Origin of the sequence: Sphingobium abikonense NBRC 16140 (assembly GCF_001598335.1) — a bacterium.
GTDB lineage: Bacteria > Pseudomonadota > Alphaproteobacteria > Sphingomonadales > Sphingomonadaceae > Sphingobium > Sphingobium abikonense.
Genome location: NZ_BCYT01000020.1, coordinates 24,319 through 38,664 on the forward strand (window position 1 = coordinate 24,319; position 14,346 = coordinate 38,664).

Annotated in this window: 14 protein-coding genes and 1 tRNA gene; 11 read left to right on the forward strand and 4 right to left on the reverse strand. The window is 62.0% G+C overall.

Translation table 11 applies throughout. The annotated features are described in order from the left end of the window. Positions 1–42: 42 nt before the first annotated feature. The 7 genes from traN (at position 43) to SAB01S_RS15960 (ending at position 9,155) form a co-directional block, all read left to right on the forward strand. The gene (gene traN, locus SAB01S_RS15930; protein WP_174525673.1) at positions 43–1,077 is read left to right on the forward strand and encodes a conjugal transfer protein TraN; all 1,035 of its coding nucleotides are present in this window, start codon (positions 43–45) and stop codon (positions 1,075–1,077) included. Then, positions 1,049–1,885 carry a type-F conjugative transfer system pilin assembly protein TrbC gene (locus SAB01S_RS15935; protein ID WP_083951392.1) on the forward strand — a complete coding sequence of 279 codons (837 nt, stop codon included), beginning with the start codon at positions 1,049–1,051 and terminating at the stop codon, positions 1,883–1,885. The genes traN and SAB01S_RS15935 overlap by 29 nt, the downstream gene beginning before the upstream one ends. Beyond that, entirely contained in the window at positions 1,857–2,456 is a 600-nt protein-coding gene (locus SAB01S_RS15940; protein WP_062734261.1) for a S26 family signal peptidase, read from the forward strand. The genes SAB01S_RS15935 and SAB01S_RS15940 overlap by 29 nt, the downstream gene beginning before the upstream one ends. Further along, positions 2,453–3,301, forward strand: a complete 849-nt coding sequence (locus SAB01S_RS15945; protein ID WP_062734263.1) for a conjugal transfer protein TraF — start codon at positions 2,453–2,455, stop codon at positions 3,299–3,301. The genes SAB01S_RS15940 and SAB01S_RS15945 overlap by 4 nt, the downstream gene beginning before the upstream one ends. Positions 3,302–3,438: 137 nt before the next feature. Continuing rightward, a complete protein-coding gene (locus SAB01S_RS15950) occupies positions 3,439–3,900 on the forward strand; it encodes a hypothetical protein (protein WP_228227478.1) in 462 nt (153 codons plus the stop codon). Between the two features lie 155 nt (positions 3,901–4,055). Then, positions 4,056–5,414 (forward strand): conjugal transfer protein TraH, encoded by a 1,359-nt coding sequence (locus tag SAB01S_RS15955; protein WP_228227531.1) that lies wholly within the window; start codon positions 4,056–4,058, stop codon positions 5,412–5,414. 12 nt (positions 5,415–5,426) lie between these two features. Then, positions 5,427–9,155 (forward strand): conjugal transfer protein TraG N-terminal domain-containing protein, encoded by a 3,729-nt coding sequence (locus tag SAB01S_RS15960; protein WP_157078372.1) that lies wholly within the window; start codon positions 5,427–5,429, stop codon positions 9,153–9,155. Here SAB01S_RS15960 and SAB01S_RS18215 read toward each other — a convergent pair. After that, positions 9,139–9,579 carry a hypothetical protein gene (locus SAB01S_RS18215; RefSeq protein ID WP_228227480.1) on the reverse strand — a complete coding sequence of 147 codons (441 nt, stop codon included), beginning with the start codon at positions 9,577–9,579 and terminating at the stop codon, positions 9,139–9,141. The two genes, SAB01S_RS15960 and SAB01S_RS18215, sit on opposite strands and share 17 nt — an antisense overlap. Before the next feature lie 386 nt (positions 9,580–9,965). Between SAB01S_RS18215 and SAB01S_RS18220 the strand changes: the two genes are divergently transcribed. The 4 genes from SAB01S_RS18220 to SAB01S_RS15975 all read left to right on the forward strand — a co-directional run bounded on the left by SAB01S_RS18220 (position 9,966) and on the right by SAB01S_RS15975 (position 11,567). Then, complete coding sequence (locus SAB01S_RS18220) at positions 9,966–10,151, forward strand: helix-turn-helix transcriptional regulator (protein WP_228227532.1); 186 nt, start codon at positions 9,966–9,968, stop codon at positions 10,149–10,151. 178 nt (positions 10,152–10,329) lie between these two features. Beyond that, on the forward strand, positions 10,330–10,638 hold the full coding sequence (locus SAB01S_RS15965) for a type II toxin-antitoxin system TacA family antitoxin (protein ID WP_062734267.1): 309 nt from the start codon (positions 10,330–10,332) through the stop codon (positions 10,636–10,638). 21 nt (positions 10,639–10,659) lie between these two features. Continuing rightward, positions 10,660–11,190: a GNAT family N-acetyltransferase gene (locus SAB01S_RS15970; protein WP_062734269.1), complete on the forward strand. Its 531-nt coding sequence runs from the start codon at positions 10,660–10,662 to the stop codon at positions 11,188–11,190. A gap of 113 nt (positions 11,191–11,303) precedes the next feature. Beyond that, positions 11,304–11,567, forward strand: coding sequence for a hypothetical protein (locus tag SAB01S_RS15975; protein WP_062734270.1), 264 nt, complete (start codon positions 11,304–11,306; stop codon positions 11,565–11,567). An 84-nt stretch (positions 11,568–11,651) separates the two neighbouring features. Here SAB01S_RS15975 and SAB01S_RS15980 read toward each other — a convergent pair whose 3' ends face one another. The 3 genes from SAB01S_RS15980 to SAB01S_RS15990 form a co-directional block, all read right to left on the reverse strand. After that, positions 11,652–13,037: a tyrosine-type recombinase/integrase gene (locus tag SAB01S_RS15980; protein WP_083951396.1), complete on the reverse strand. Its 1,386-nt coding sequence runs from the start codon at positions 13,035–13,037 to the stop codon at positions 11,652–11,654. 155 nt (positions 13,038–13,192) lie between these two features. Further along, positions 13,193–13,268, reverse strand: a tRNA-Ile gene (locus SAB01S_RS15985). Positions 13,269–13,293: 25 nt separating this feature from the next. Then, positions 13,294–14,331, reverse strand: a complete 1,038-nt coding sequence (locus tag SAB01S_RS15990) for a polysaccharide deacetylase family protein (RefSeq protein ID WP_062734316.1) — start codon at positions 14,329–14,331, stop codon at positions 13,294–13,296. Between the last annotated feature and the right edge of the window lie 15 nt (positions 14,332–14,346).

Consider the following 14,346-nt stretch of genomic DNA (forward strand, 5'->3'; position numbering starts at 1 on the left):
TTCGTCTTGCTCGCCTGTGCGCTGATGCCGCTTGGCATTGCCATGAGCCCGTCCGCCCACGCAGCGCAGATTTGCGCGGCGGACCTCAACGGCAATGGCGATGCCGCCGATGAGGGGGAGATGGCGCAGTGCCTGGCAACCGCGGACGGTGGCACGCTCTGCCCGATTGGCCAGGTCGACTGCGTGACCGACGCGCAGGGCGGCTACGCCTGTCCGCTTGGAGCCGCTTTTGCCTGCTACACACCGACGACTGGGGGCGTGCCGGCCTGCTCGCCCAATAGCTGTATCGATACCGCTGCCACGCCGATCGATAATGAGGAAGTCGTCGATGATCCAGGCGCACCCAATGACGGGCCGGTCGATGCCGACGGCAATTGTCTTGGCACCATCGAGATATTCGGCGGGCGGGCGCTGCGTTGCCGGCCACCCGGCGCCAGCGTCACCTTCCAGAATTGCTGCAAGGACAAGGGCAAGATCGTGAAGGACGGGATGGGCGGCTCGCTCACCTCGATCACCACCAAGATCGCGATCGCCAAGGGCGTCTTCACGGGCGTGAAAGCGGCCTATACCGCCTTCAAGGCCGGAGCGACAGCGGGCGAAGCAGCCTCGGCGGGCGCCCATGCGATCATCGTCGGCATCGATCCCACCTCGATCGCGATCAGCCTGGCCATCAACTATATGATCGAGGTGCTGCTCCAGGGCTGCGACCAACAGGATATGGAGACCGGCATGCTGCGCGGCTCGGGCATGTGCCATGAGGTCGGCACCTATTGCTCATCCAGTATCCTTGGCATCTGCATCCAGAAGGCGCGCGGTCACTGCTGCTTCAACACCAGGCTCGGCCGCATCATCCAGGAGCAGGGCCGCCCCCAGCTGGCGGCCTTCAACAGCCTTGGCTGGGGTACGCCCGAACATCCCTATTGCCGCGGCTTTTCCGCCGAAGAGTTCCAGGCGCTCGATTTCAGCCGAATGGACCTCTCCGAATATTATTCGGACATCGAAGCCCGCGCCCAATCCGACATTCAGATCGACATGAAGGAGAAGATCGATGCGACGCTCAGCATCATCCACCCCTGAACGGCTGCTGTGCGCCGGTGCCGTAGCCGCGCTCTGTGCCGCCAGCCCTGCGCTGGCGGCACAGAGCGGCCCGAGCACCAGCGACAGCCAACTGCTGGCATCGGACCGCCCCACAATTTCTGGTCCAACCGGCATTCCCGAACCATCGCAGCCCATGCGCCGCCGCGCGTTCGAAGCGATGCGGCAAAAGGGCCGCTTTTCACAAATCGAGGCGCGGGCGCGGGAGGACCGGGAGAACGCCAGGCTGCGCATGGCGGCCGAGCATGACGCCATGCAAGCCCGCCTTTACGAAGCCCTCGGCCTCGCCGCGCCGATTGATACCAAAAAGTCAAAGGACGGGCACGCGGCGCCTTCGGCAAAGAACTGGGTGCCGATGCTGTTCGCCTCTTCATCCATGCCGCTTCAGACCCTGCGCAACTACGCCGCGCAGCTCGAAACAGTGGGCGGGGTCATCGCTTTTCGCGGCGTCCCTGGGGGCCTGACCAAAATCGGCCCAATGGCGAAACTGACAGCGCAGATCCTTCGCGTCGATCCGGGCTGCGAAGGCCCGGCCTGCACGATGCGCAATGTCCAGATCGTCGTCGACCCGATCCTCTTCCGCCAGCACGGCGTAGCCCAAGTTCCCGCATTCGCCATGGTGCCGGGCGATCCCACCCTTCCCTATTGCGAGCGCGACGAGGAGGTTGCGCCCCGCGCCAGCCATCTCGTCTTTGGCGACGCGGCCCTTTCAGGACTGATGGACGAATATGCCCGCCTCGGCGGCAAGGAGGAGGTCCGCGATGCTGCGTCTCGCCTGTCTCGCCGCTAGACGGCTCTGGCCTGCTCTCAAGGTCCTGCCCATCCAGGCGGCCCGCGCGCTGGGCGGAGCGGTCGGGAACCAGCCTGCCGACAACAGGCGACTGACCCTGAACCTCGCGGTCATCCTGCCGATCGCAACGCTTACCTGGCTCGGCCTGCCGGGCGTAACGCTCGTCATGAGTCCGTCGATCGACGCCTGGGCCGTGCGACGTGCACCTGGAACGATCCGCAAGAGCGATCTCGTCGAGTTCATGCTCTCCCATCCCATCGCAGGCCCGAAGCCGGTGAGCGTTACCAAGCGGGCGCTGTGCCTCCCCGGCGAGCGCCTCCGCGAAATCGAGCGGCTTTCGGTCGACGGCCGGGAAGGCACCCGTGGCTGGTATTATTGTGGCCGCACCTTCCTCGGCGCTAGCCGCCCCTTCGGCCGCGACGGCCGCCCCCTTCCGCATCTGCGCTGGGGCGATCGGCCGATCCCTTCGGGCTATATCTATGTCGGTTCCGACCACGCCGGAGGGTTTGACAGCCGCTATTTCGGGCCGGTCAGGCTCGATCGCCTCACCCGTATGGAGCGCATCCTGTGAAGCGCGCGCTCGTTCTGCTGGCCGTGGCTGGCCTGCTGCTCCCAACGGCAGCCGTTGCGGCGGACACGATCCGGCAAGGCTACTGGTGGTATCGCCCGAAGGCCGATCCCGCCGAGACGCCGCCCGATGATGTGCCGCCAGCGCCCGTCATTCCGCCTATGGCCGAACTCGCCCGATGGAGTCCGCCACGGATCGCCAAGCTGATCGCCGACCAGCGCGACTATGCAGCAACCGTCCTTACCGTCGAGGCGGTGTCCGATTTTTGGCGTTTGGAGGATTTTGCGCGCCGCAAGGCGCGGGCTTTTGCCGGCGTCACCCAGTTGGCGATGCTCGCCCATCCGGAGCTCAACGCCAAATCCGCCAATCCCATGATCGGCGACGCCCGCGATGCACTCAGCGCACAGAAGGATGCGGTGCGCCGCTCCTATCTCCGCTCGCGCGGCCCGGAATTCGCGCTCGTCATGTTCTCGCGCACTTCCTGCGGCTATTGCCGGGTGCAATGGCCGATCATTCAGCGCTTCCAGGAGGAAACAGGCTGGCAGATCATCCGCGAGGATCTCGACCGGCGACCGGAACTCGGCGCCCGCTTTGGCGTCGAGGTGACGCCGACCACCATGGTCATCCGCCGCAATTCCGCGCAGCGCATGGTCATCGCCAATGGGGTCGAAGCTTTCCCGACGCTCATCCAGACTGCCTATCAGGCGGTAAAATTGCTCTCGGGCGACATCAGGCCCGAACAGTTCCTCACGGGCGCCGGCGAAGAGAATGGCTTCTTCGACGCGCTGGCCAATGGCCCGGTCGCGGCTGCTGATCCGATGGCAAATCCAGGCGGGAGCCGCCCGTGAGAGTCCGTCCCCTCGGAACATGTATAGCGCTCCTGGGTTCGTTGCCGCTCTCGGTCCACGCTCAGCTGGACCGGGCGAAGCCTGACCGGGTTCAAGCCGCCCGCGCCGCTATCCATCCGGTGTCCAGCGCCCGCGAAATGCAGGGCTGGCTCGCCCGTGTTCCTCGAACCGTTGATTATCCGCCGGATTTCGAAGCAGCGTTGCAAGGCCAGGGTGCCGCGTTCGTCATCGAGATGAGCACCGCGCCAGGCTGTCTGCCATGCGGCGATCTCTGGTCGAAACTTCACGCGCTCAAAGTCCGATATGGTCTGACGGTCCGGCCGCTCGGCAGGGACCAGGCGATGCTCCGCTCAGGACGGCTCGGTCTCCCCTGGATCGGCCATCCCGTCGCCTGGCTTCGACCCGTGTCCGATGAGACCCGCACCCTGCCGATCGCGATCGGAACGGATCACGCGGCCAATCTCGCGCGCAACATTTATCTCGGGATCAAGATGCAGACCGGCGTGCGGGCGGCGGTCGGCGTACGCGCGATGGCAAAGTTCACCGGTATCGTCAGCGCTCCGGCGCCCTCTCAAACAATCAGCAAAGTGAAGGACTGAGCAATGGCGGGCTCTGACCTTCACTCCACTTCCCCAAACCCCTGGAGTCCGCCATGGCCGATCGCTGCACCCCTGCCCGTTTGCATCTGACATTCCGTGCGCGACCCGGTCGCTGGACCGCGCTGCTTGCCACGCTCCTCGCGAGTTGCGGCACCATGGCGCCTGCCCACGCCCAAAGCTGGGCGGAACATTGGTTCGACAATGTGACCTATACCAGCCCCGGCAGCTTCGAGGACCAGACGCGCGGCTATGTGACGGCCGGCGGCATGTCGGGCCGGATCGATGTCCATAGCGACTATCTGATGAGTCTCACCATGCCCAAGGTGAAGGCAGGCTGCGGCGGCATCGACATGTTCCTCGGAGGCATGTCCTTCCTCGATCCCGACTATCTCGTCCAGAAGTTGGAAAGCATCCTTCAGGCCGCGCCCGCTGTCGCCTTCCAATATCTGCTCGAGACGCTCGACGAGAAGATGGGGAACATCATCTCGAAGATGGAGGCGGCCACCAATTTTCTCAATTCCATCCAGGTCAACGACTGCCGTCTTGCCAACCGGATGGTCCAGATCGCCAAGGGCGATGATAATATGTCGGGCATCATCGAGGAGATGACCGGCTACAAGTCGGTAAAGGAAGGCTACGCCAAAAGCTATCAGCAGAGCCGCGAGAAGATCCAGGCAAACGGGAACAGCCCGACCGAGGATTTGAAGGACGCGCTCGCCAACTGCCCGGCCGAAGTCACCGACATCTTCCGCACCGGGTCGCTGCTCTCGCATGCCGCTGCCCGCGTAGGCGCCGCCGATTGGGCGAGCGTCATGCGCGCGCGCGTGGGCGACGTCTATATGCGCTGGGACGCGACCGACAAAGTTCCTCTCTTCTCGGCCATCCCCGCCTGCGCCGGACAGGACACCGAATCTTCGGAGGATTTTCTGAGCGGTCGGGTCATGCGCCGCGCCCTCAACATGCCCGCGACCGCCGCCGACTGCACGCAGGACGGAGCCAAGGGCGCGCTGGCCCTCACCCGCGAGCGCATGACCTCGATCGCCGAGAAGATCAGGACGCGCGCCGCTCTGACAGCCGAGGAGCGGCAGTTCGTCGCCAATGTGAGGACCCTTCCCGTCTATCGAATGCTCGAATGGGGCGTGCGCCAAGACGTGGTCGACTCGGTTATCGGCGATACCGACGAACTGGTCGCGCTGACGCTTGCCTATCAGATGCTGAACGACCTTACCCGCAGCATCGATTTTGCGATCTCCAATGCCGAACGCGGCACCAGCGCGGCAGGCGCCGCCGATGGGACGAGCGCCAACATCTGCCAGACCCGGATCCTTACAAAGGGCATCGAGCAACTGCGCGACCTGCGCGAAGAGGTGCTCCGCCAGCGCGCGCAAATGCGCCAATCCTATATGGCGGCGCTTTCCCAGGCGAACCTTTCGACGGGCTATGCCGGCCTCATCCGCCAGCGCGACCGGGACGCGCGTGACGCCGCCGGCACCGCCGCCAGCCGCAACCGCTGAAGGATCGATACCATGCGTCGCATGATCCGCTTGCCCGCGCTGATTGGCAGTCTCGCCAGCTTGTTCGTCGCCTCCCCCGCTTATGCCCTGGAAACAAGCTTCCACACCTATGACGGCTTTGCCGAGACTGTGGATGCCTTTCGGCTCGTATCGATGATCTTTGCCGATCCGCGCTACGAGACGCTGGTGCTGATCGTCGCGGTCGTCGGAATGGCGCTTGGCGCGGTGCTCGCCATGATCCGTGGCACGGGCATGGGGCTGGTTGCTTTTGGCCTCCAGATGCTGGTTGGCATCGGGCTGTTCGTCGGCCTTGTTGCGACGACGGGCACCGTCGATGTCTATGATCGGGTGCGCAACGCCTATCAGCCGGTCGGAGACGTTCCCAATCTCATAGTTCTGGTGGCGGGCGTCACCAACATGATGGAACGGGCGCTCGCCGAGACGATCGACGACAATACGCTCGACCCGCATGCCAAGCTCGAGTTCGGCGCGGGCGGCCATGCGTTCGATCTGTTTCTCAATGCTGTAAGCCCGCGCGGGCCGATGACCGATGCGTTTCTCGATGCGACGATCATGGATTATGTCCGCCAATGCTATCCGGTCGCCCGTGTCTCTCCGGCCTACGGCATCGATGACGACCAGCTTTTCCGTACCAGTTCGGACCTCCCCTCATCCTTCGCCGCGATGGCGGGGCCGTCGACCTTCAGCACCGTCTTCACCGCCTCGGACAAGGGCGGAACGACGGTCAGCTGCAACGAGGCCTGGACGCATATCGCCGACCGGCTCTCCGACCCGGCGATCTTCGAGGGCTATTCCTCTCAGGTCTGCCAGCGCACCGGCTATGACATCGCCAAGGCGGATCAACTTGCGCGCTGCCGCAGCAATCTGGCTGAGATGGGTGACATGATGCTGGGAACGCCGCTCACCGTCCAGGCCTTCTTCACCAACCTCCTGCTTGGAAACAGCGTGGGCGATGTACTGTTCGAGGACAGCCCAGCGACGGCCGCTCGCGTCATGGCCAATCGCGCGGTGGTGGCGGGCGGCCTTGCCACCATGTCGACCGCCAATGAATGGATGCCGACGATCCGGGCCACGGTGTTCGGGATCATGCTCTTCATGATGCCGATCGCGCTGCTGTTCATCCTCACCCCGATCAACCTGCGGGTCGCGAGCTTTGCGCTGGGCCTCTTCGTGTTCGTGGCGCTCTGGGGCGTCATCGACGCAGGCATCTATCAACTGACCCTGGGACGCGCGATGGCGGTCTTGGCCGAGATGCGCTCCAGTCATGTTTCGGCCACGACCTGGATGCTTGCCCCCTCCTCCGCAATGAAGGCGCTCGCCATTTTCGGCAGCTTCCGCACGGCGGCGGCAGGCCTTGCCGGTGCCTTCGTGTTCACGGTGTTCCGCTTCTCGGGCAACGTTTTCTCGTCTTTCACCGGCGGGTCGCTCGGGGTACAGGCCCAGGGATCGGCGGCGGCGGCGGGGGTCTCGACCACAGAAGGCTTCGCCTCGGCGCTGGAGGCCCAAGCCTCCGCCATGGGCACAGGCAGCCGCCGCTCGGCCGCTTCGGGGTTCGGGGATTTTGGTGAGCGCTCGACCTTCGGCACCAACCGCAGCTTCGGCGCGGCGGGTGCCGTCGACGCAGCACATGGCGGTGGGGCACCGGGCAGTGCGGCGATGGGTCTGGGATCGATCGACGCCGCCCGCGAACTGGGCGGCCTTGCGCCCGCCCTGCACGGCCGAGACCTCAACGATCCGGCGACGGCCAGCGCTGTGAGCGCCGCTGCGGCGACCGGCGCGATCCATAATTTTGCCGAGAAGGATGCTCTGCGCAGTCTTGGAACCAGCTATTTCGGGAAAGGCGAAGCGGGCGAGAAGGCATTTGGCGCTTTCACCCAAGGTCTGGTCCAGTGGCGGGCTTTCGGCGACACCCGCGCCTATGGCATGATGATGCAGGCGGCGACGCGGCACTTCGAGCGCGGCGGATATTCTCCGCAGGACGCGGCGCTCAAGGCAAGCGGCGTCATCGCAGAGGCAAGCGCCGATCCCACCTTCGCCAAGCTCATCGCCAACAGCTATGCGCAGGAGGAGATGTTGCGCAATGATCTGACCTCGGCCCAGGTCCAGGTTGGCGCCATGGAGGGCCGTCGCGATTATGCGGGTGACCGGGTCACCCAGGTGGAACGGCGCAATGTCGCGACCGAACAGGCCCATCGGACGGGCGGCAACGAGGGTCAGCGCGACGCCGCAGGCATGCTCGGTCTTCCTGTTGATGAAATGAGTCGCCGCATCGCCTTCATCAATGCTCTCTCCGGCGAAGCGCGCTCCTCCGCCATCACCCAACTCTCCCGCGCTACTGGCCGCAATGAGGCCCAAGTCACCAAGGCCCTCGAAACCTATCGGGCGGCGACCGATCTTGGCACGGCGGATGGGGCGACGGCCGAAGCCGCGCGCGAAGGCACCAGCGTTTACGGTCGGACCCGGGAGGCCGCCGGCTACGATTTTGCCGAGCGGTCGGGCAAGCTCGACGCCCAGAAGGAGATCGGGCATGACGGCACGCGCGGCGCCGCCCGGATCGGCGAGCAGCGGCGTCAGTCGGAGAGTTTCGGTTTCGCGCAAGGTGCCGAGGCGGCCGGCATGTCGACGCGCGAGGCCGCCCGCCTCGACAGCTTCATTCGGGCGCTGGCGGATACGAGTGGCAATCAGCTCGACATGGCGGAAGGCGGCGCTGAAGGCATCGCCGACCGGGCACGAAACGTCCGGATGACCAGCATTGTCGAGCGCGAGCGTCTGTCACGTATGCAGGCGCTCTTGCGGGCCAACGGCATCGAAATGAGCAAGCGCCAGATCGCCATGGACCAGAATGGCGATTTCAGGATGAATCTCACCCCGGCGACGGCCGCCCAGATGTGGCAGGCCGGCCTGCTCAACGAGAGCCAGCTCGGCGCGGTCGCCAATGGCGGCCATGCCCGCTTCAGCTTGGCTCATAATGACCTCCTCGTTTCGAGCAGCGCAGGGTTCGCAAAATCGGCTCGCAACGACACAAGCACGCGGTTCGAGGCGGGCAAGCAGGCTGGACCCGACACGATCGAGCATTTCATGGGCGGTGGTGCCGAAGGTCACGCCGCCATGGCGAATTGGCTCAAGGGCGGGTTCGAGATGGACCGGAAGGGCAATTGGCGCTTGAAGCCGCAAATAGCGGACACGCTACAGCGCGATGTGCAGGCCATTATTTCGCAGACAGGGTGGGATCGCTCAATCGCCCGATTTGCACAGGATCAGAACACGTTCAGCATATCAGCGCAGGGCGAGATTGGAGGTTCAACATCGAGTGGGCGCAGCCAAAGCCGCAAATCGCAACCGAATGCTGCCGCTGGCCGAGTGAGCGGATCAATCGGTTTTTCAAGCCAGGAGACAGGATCGACCAACGAAGTTGCTAGCGCTCAACTCAACGTAGTGAATTATGATGTCCGCCAGGCAATTTCAAATGCCGAGCAGGCTGCCTCCAAATCCGGGAACCCCGCGGATGCGTTCGCCGGTCACCTTGCAACCGATATTCTTGGTCCGCAGGGCTTGCGGAATAGATATTTGCGCGAAGCAGATAGCGGTCGCGGCACCACAGACATTAGCGCGCCTGTCACATCTCTGGAGCAATCGTCGATCCTTCGCACAGGCCGCCTTTCGACAGATCTCGGGCACGGACCAACGGATGGAAATCCAGCGTTTAAGACCCGCGATTGATGTAGCCGGGATTGAGTGGATTTAGCGGACTGCCGAGCCAAAATACACCGGAGCTAGGCTCAAGCGGATCAACCTCCTTTGGCATGCCCGATGGGCCAAGCCTTCGCTTTCTCCAGTATTCCTCCTCGTCGAATTCATCGTTCTCAAGAGCGGGCAAGCTGGCTAGCCAGCGTTTGAGAAATCCGAACGAGAGAACGAGCGCCATCACAGGAGGGAAGAAGACGATGTTGAGATATCCTCCAAACGCCGAATGATAGATCGACGCTAACCCATCAAACCGAATGGCAGCGAGCATGCCAAGCCAATAGGCTGGCACGCCGCTCCACCAGAGCTTCGCGTACCAGGGTCGCCAAAGCCAATTCCTGAGACGAAGTTCGCCGGGATCCCGATCCGCATCATTGGGTTCAAAGGTTGCAGCCATCATCAATTCCTCTTCGCCGAACCTACCATCTTGGAGCCGCGCGGAAAATAGCTAACGCTCCGGAAACAGGAAGTTTCGTCCTCCCGTCAGTTGGTTAACCAAGATCCGATCACTCCAATCCCCTGCTACCCTTCGCGTCCTCCCCCTTCCCTTCGTCGGTGCCCCATTTCGGGTTCAGTTTTCGCTCTCACAAAATGCCGTAGCCATCAGATAAATCGAGCAAATCAATTGATTTTCCTGCGATTCCGGGGCATCATTTCTTTTGGCCGGGCAGACCTCATTCAAGAGGTTGATTGATGCCTAAAAAAGTTTCGATGCCCCCGGACACTGCGGAGCTCGTCACATCTTCTGCGAAGGATCGTCGCATTGATTCCCTCTGGCGCATTGCCATGGTTGCTCAGCGGACTGGTCTCTCACGCGCAACAATCTACAGATTGGAAGCGGCGGGCAACTTCCCCAGTCGCCAGCAAATCAGTCCAAGATGCGTTGGATGGTATGGCAGCGACATCGAGGATTTTATCGCAAACCCACAGGCCTTCATACGGTCGGTCACGAGGCGATCCCCGCCCCGATGATAGCCGGCTCCAATAAATACTAATCGCCGCTCTTGTCTATGCGCCAAGTTCGTTGGCGTATGATAGCCGGGCAGTGTTCGTCGGTAAGACTGGATCGTGGTTCCACGACCTCGGCGACGTGTATTGACATTGTCATGACGGATCGACATATCGGGTATCTGAAAGAAAGCTTGGAACCATGGCACAGACCGCACAACCTCATTCTACCCGCCGTACTCCAGCGCCCAAGAATGATGTCATTCAGATTCGTGCCTCTGCAAGCATGAAAGCCATCCTCACCCGCGCTGCGTCTTTACGTGGTCAGAAGCTCTCCGAGTTCATGCTCGACAGCGCACGCCGGGAAGCCGAAGATGCGATCCTGGACCAGCGCACGTTCTTTCTGGACGCAGAGCAGCACGAGCAGTTCCTGGCAACGCTAGATTCTTCCCCGGCGCCGTCAGAGCAGCTAAAAAAGCTGATGCAGCGGAAGCCGTCCTGGGAACGCTGACGGTCGGTTCGCGAGCGATCCATGGCAGAAATTCGCGTCACCGCGCCTGAGCGCTTGGCCGCACAACATGAAGTCAACGACTTCACGAATGGCGTGCATGAATCGCTCGATGCATGGTTGCATGATCGGGCGCTCGCAAGCGAAGGCAATTCGGCGCGTACCTACGTGGTGTGCGACGCGGCACAGCGCCAAAGGGTGGTCGGCTACTACACGATCACCACTGCGATGGAGCAGCGCGTGGCGCTGCCATCCGCAAAGCTGCGCCGCGGAATGCCCGAGCAAGTGCCGCTGCTACTGGTTGCCCGGCTCGCGGTCGATGCGAGATTTCAAGGTATTGGGCTTGGCGCCGACCTGTTGGCAGATGCGCTTCGCCGCTGCGCGGCAGCATCGGAAATCGTTGGTGCCAGGGCCGTGGTCGTTCATGCGATCGATGAAAAGGCGGCCGCATTCTACGCTCGGCATGGTTTCATAGCTTCGCCTTTAGGCGAACTGGTTCTGCTGTTGCCCATGGAATCGGTCAGGTCGCTATTAGATGAAAAAGCCGTCAGCTAGCCAGATCGCGAAAACCTGAGGCGAATATTTGTCGTTTGCGCTCACTGCAGGTTAATGATCTAGGTCAGAAATATTGTGATTTCACATCATTAGAAGTCGCGACAGGTAGTTGGATGAGCAGCGTAGCGAAACAGGTTCTGGCAACAATTAGCGCTCCTTACGGGACGGATCTTTCTGCGCATGAGTTGGCCAAACTTCTCATCGATGTGCAAAGCGCGAACGCCTTCAACGCTCTCGTCTTTTCATTCTTCTCCGAGGTCCCTCCTGGCATTCAAAGGAAGTTTCTCATCGAGATGGGTGTCGATGCTTTAGCGGTCAGGAAGGTTGCGGATCAGTTTTCGAGGCTTTCGGGCTGTGCATTACCGCTTGCGACATAACGTTTGTGGGAAATGGATTCCCACAAACGCAACGCCTTTCCATGGCAAATCTCCGCTTGGACCTAATGGACAGAATCGACTGGCCTAACGTCGGGCCGGCCTGAACTGGATGATGTTTGGCCCAGTTGGCGTGCTCTCCCAGCGTGAGAGCGTCCTTCCTTTGACCATTTTCACATTCACCAAGGCGAATGGATTTTCCAGCCCGTCGCCGATCAGGTCAGCCCAAGCCTGCAACATCTCCCGACGCGGCTTAAAATAGCGTGCGCGGTTATAGGCCCATTCCGACGCCGATACGCCCTTGGGCACATGCGACAGTACAAGATCGATGATCATGCGATCGCCGTCACGCTCGAGTTCTGCAGCTCGTTCGTTCATCACGGTCGAAAAAGCCGAACGCCAGCCGTGCGGCACCATCTTCCCTTTGTAGGCGCCATTCCCGATCCGCTTGTATAAGGTGCTGACAGCCGCGTCACTCATCGGCAGACGCCAGGACCTGCTGCTCGGAAAGACGAGGCTGAACTTTCCGGTGAGTACCCTTACGGCTCGAAGCGTTTCGACGGCCTGCCAAGAGAGCGGCACGTCGTGGCCGAACGCGGCATTGCTTTTGTCCTCGACCGCCAGCTTCATCCGCTCGGCGGGAATCCGCCAGATTGCCGCGGGCGCAGGCTTGTCGGGATCTTCCCAGTCGATACCTTCAAACTCGTCCCACTCAGCAGTTCGAAGGACGCCGACACGGACGGCGGTGAGAGCAAGCAGCCGGGAGGCAAGTTTGCTCAACGGGCCACCGGTCGAGAGATCGACGCGTTTCTGAAATTCGCGCAGCTGCGATACGCGCGTGAGCGCTGGTTGCTTGATCCCCGGAGGCGAGCGCTTCAGCGCATCAGCGACGATCTCGACGCTAACGATCGTTTCTGTGGTCACCAGGCCCTCGCCGCGAGCGCGCTTGAGAATACCCAGGATGTAGCCGCGGACCCGCTTCGCAGTTTCTATCGCGCCCCGACGTTCGATTTTCCGGAGTGCGATCAGTACCATTTCGCTGGTGACCTGACTGACAGGCAGCTTCCCGAACTCGGGATAGATGTCCTTCTCGATCCTCGATCGTACCCTGAAGGCATTGGCGGCAGACCACCAAGGCTCGTTCTCCGTGAGCCATTCTTCGGCCTTGGCGCGAAAACTGGCGTCCGCCTGAACTACGGCCTGCGCCTTTCGTCGGAGAAACTCCACTGCAGGGTCGATGCCCTGCCGGAGCAACTCGCGTGCCTCTTTTTGCCTATCACGCGCTTCGGCAAGCCCGACCTCGGGGAACAGCCCGAAAGTGACAAGCTTCTCGCGATCAGCAAAATGATATCTGAACCGCCACGACTTCGCGCCGGCCTTTGTTACATAGAGATAGAGACCAGCAGAATCGGTCATCTTGTAGTTCCGCCCGGTGGCGGCGGCGTTTTTCGCTTCAGCGTATGTAAGAGTCATCGATACCCCAAAAATTGGTTTCGATACCCCCACCGATACCCCACGATTCGTGAGATACCCCGATACATCCTGAGACATTATGGATGAAGAACGGCTCACAAATCCCTGATTCACAGGGATTTATGATACCGCATAATGTTCATGAAATCGAGTGTTGGTGGGCCCGGCAGGACTCGAACCCGCAACCTAGCCGTTATGAGCGGCCAGCTCTAACCATTGAGCTACAGGCCCCACCTGGCCGACGGATTAGGCAGCATCACGCCGCTTTGCAAGCCTCTGCACGCAGCGGGACCGCCGCCAGCAACGCGTTGAGACTGGCGGGCGCGACGCCACGATATGCCATATGAGAAAGGACAGCGTCCCACCATTTGTAGAAGGTGGCGAGATCCCCTTCGCTACGCACATAAGGCGTGTGTCCCGGCGCCAGCGTTGGCGAATGGAAGCTGAAATTCAGCACCCGCACCCCCTCCTCGATCAGCGCGTCGATCGCGGCAATCGCATCACGCGCCGGTACACCTTCCGGGGTCAACGGCACACGGCTGAGCAGGCGCGCCCGCGAAAGTGCCGCTGCCAAGGGCCTGACGCGCTGTGCCGTGCGATAAAGCGCCTCTCCACCGCCGCGCGCCAGACCGATAAAGGCCGTCGACAAAGGAAGCTCGATGAGGGAACGGCTTGGTCCCGACCAATAGGGGTTTTGGGGCAATCCTTGAAAGTCAGGCCCATGCTGACCGCTATAATCAAAGCGGCTTCGTACCGAGGTGTCGAGTTTGAAGCCCGCATCTTCAAGCAGCCGGGCACTGTGTGGTCCCACACCGTAACGCCCTGCCCTGTAGCAGATAGGACGCTCGCCGAACCGCGCCTCCATCTGGCTGCATAACGCTTCCAGCTTGGCGCGTTCAATCGCTTCGGGCAGGAAGCCGACATAGGAATTGGCGGTATTCACCTCTTCCACATGCGGCGGATTGACCCACGGGTGCAGATGCGCGCCAATGTCGGCCGAACCATCCGCCCGCCATTGCCCGAGCAATGCAACGGCATGGTCCGATTCGACGATCGGATAGTCCGTGACGTAGACAGGCTTGACCCCGGCAGACTGAAAATAGGCCTGCCCGCGCGCCATGCCCCGCAGCGCAGTGACGCCATGGCCCGCGCGGCTGAATGGCCCATCCCAGTCAAACTCTTCTTCGGTGTCGACAAAGAGCATGAACCGGGTGCCGAAACCAGGGTCGAGCTGGATGCGGTCCTGATCCAAGGGAGGCAGGAGCAAATTGCCGTCGTGCGAAGAAGCGATCATGCCCATCCTCTATCG

Excerpts from the sequence above, each read along its gene's own strand:
- SAB01S_RS18215 (WP_228227480.1), bottom strand. The coding sequence starts at position 9,579 with ATGATGGCTGCAACCTTTGAACCCAATGATGCGGATCGGGATCCCGGC.
- SAB01S_RS15990 (WP_062734316.1), bottom strand. The coding sequence starts at position 14,331 with ATGATCGCTTCTTCGCACGACGGCAATTTGCTCCTGCCTCCCTTGGAT.
- SAB01S_RS15950 (WP_228227478.1), top strand. The coding sequence starts at position 3,439 with ATGCAGGGCTGGCTCGCCCGTGTTCCTCGAACCGTTGATTATCCGCCG.
- SAB01S_RS15955 (WP_228227531.1), top strand. The coding sequence starts at position 4,056 with ATGGCGCCTGCCCACGCCCAAAGCTGGGCGGAACATTGGTTCGACAAT.
- SAB01S_RS15965 (WP_062734267.1), top strand. The coding sequence starts at position 10,330 with ATGGCACAGACCGCACAACCTCATTCTACCCGCCGTACTCCAGCGCCC.
- SAB01S_RS15960 (WP_157078372.1), top strand. The coding sequence starts at position 5,427 with ATGCGTCGCATGATCCGCTTGCCCGCGCTGATTGGCAGTCTCGCCAGC.
- SAB01S_RS18220 (WP_228227532.1), top strand. The coding sequence starts at position 9,966 with ATGGTTGCTCAGCGGACTGGTCTCTCACGCGCAACAATCTACAGATTG.
- SAB01S_RS15980 (WP_083951396.1), bottom strand. The coding sequence starts at position 13,037 with ATGACTCTTACATACGCTGAAGCGAAAAACGCCGCCGCCACCGGGCGG.
- SAB01S_RS15970 (WP_062734269.1), top strand. The coding sequence starts at position 10,660 with ATGGCAGAAATTCGCGTCACCGCGCCTGAGCGCTTGGCCGCACAACAT.
- traN (WP_174525673.1), top strand. The coding sequence starts at position 43 with ATGAGCCCGTCCGCCCACGCAGCGCAGATTTGCGCGGCGGACCTCAAC.
- SAB01S_RS15935 (WP_083951392.1), top strand. The coding sequence starts at position 1,049 with ATGCGACGCTCAGCATCATCCACCCCTGAACGGCTGCTGTGCGCCGGT.
- SAB01S_RS15975 (WP_062734270.1), top strand. The coding sequence starts at position 11,304 with ATGAGCAGCGTAGCGAAACAGGTTCTGGCAACAATTAGCGCTCCTTAC.
- SAB01S_RS15940 (WP_062734261.1), top strand. The coding sequence starts at position 1,857 with ATGCTGCGTCTCGCCTGTCTCGCCGCTAGACGGCTCTGGCCTGCTCTC.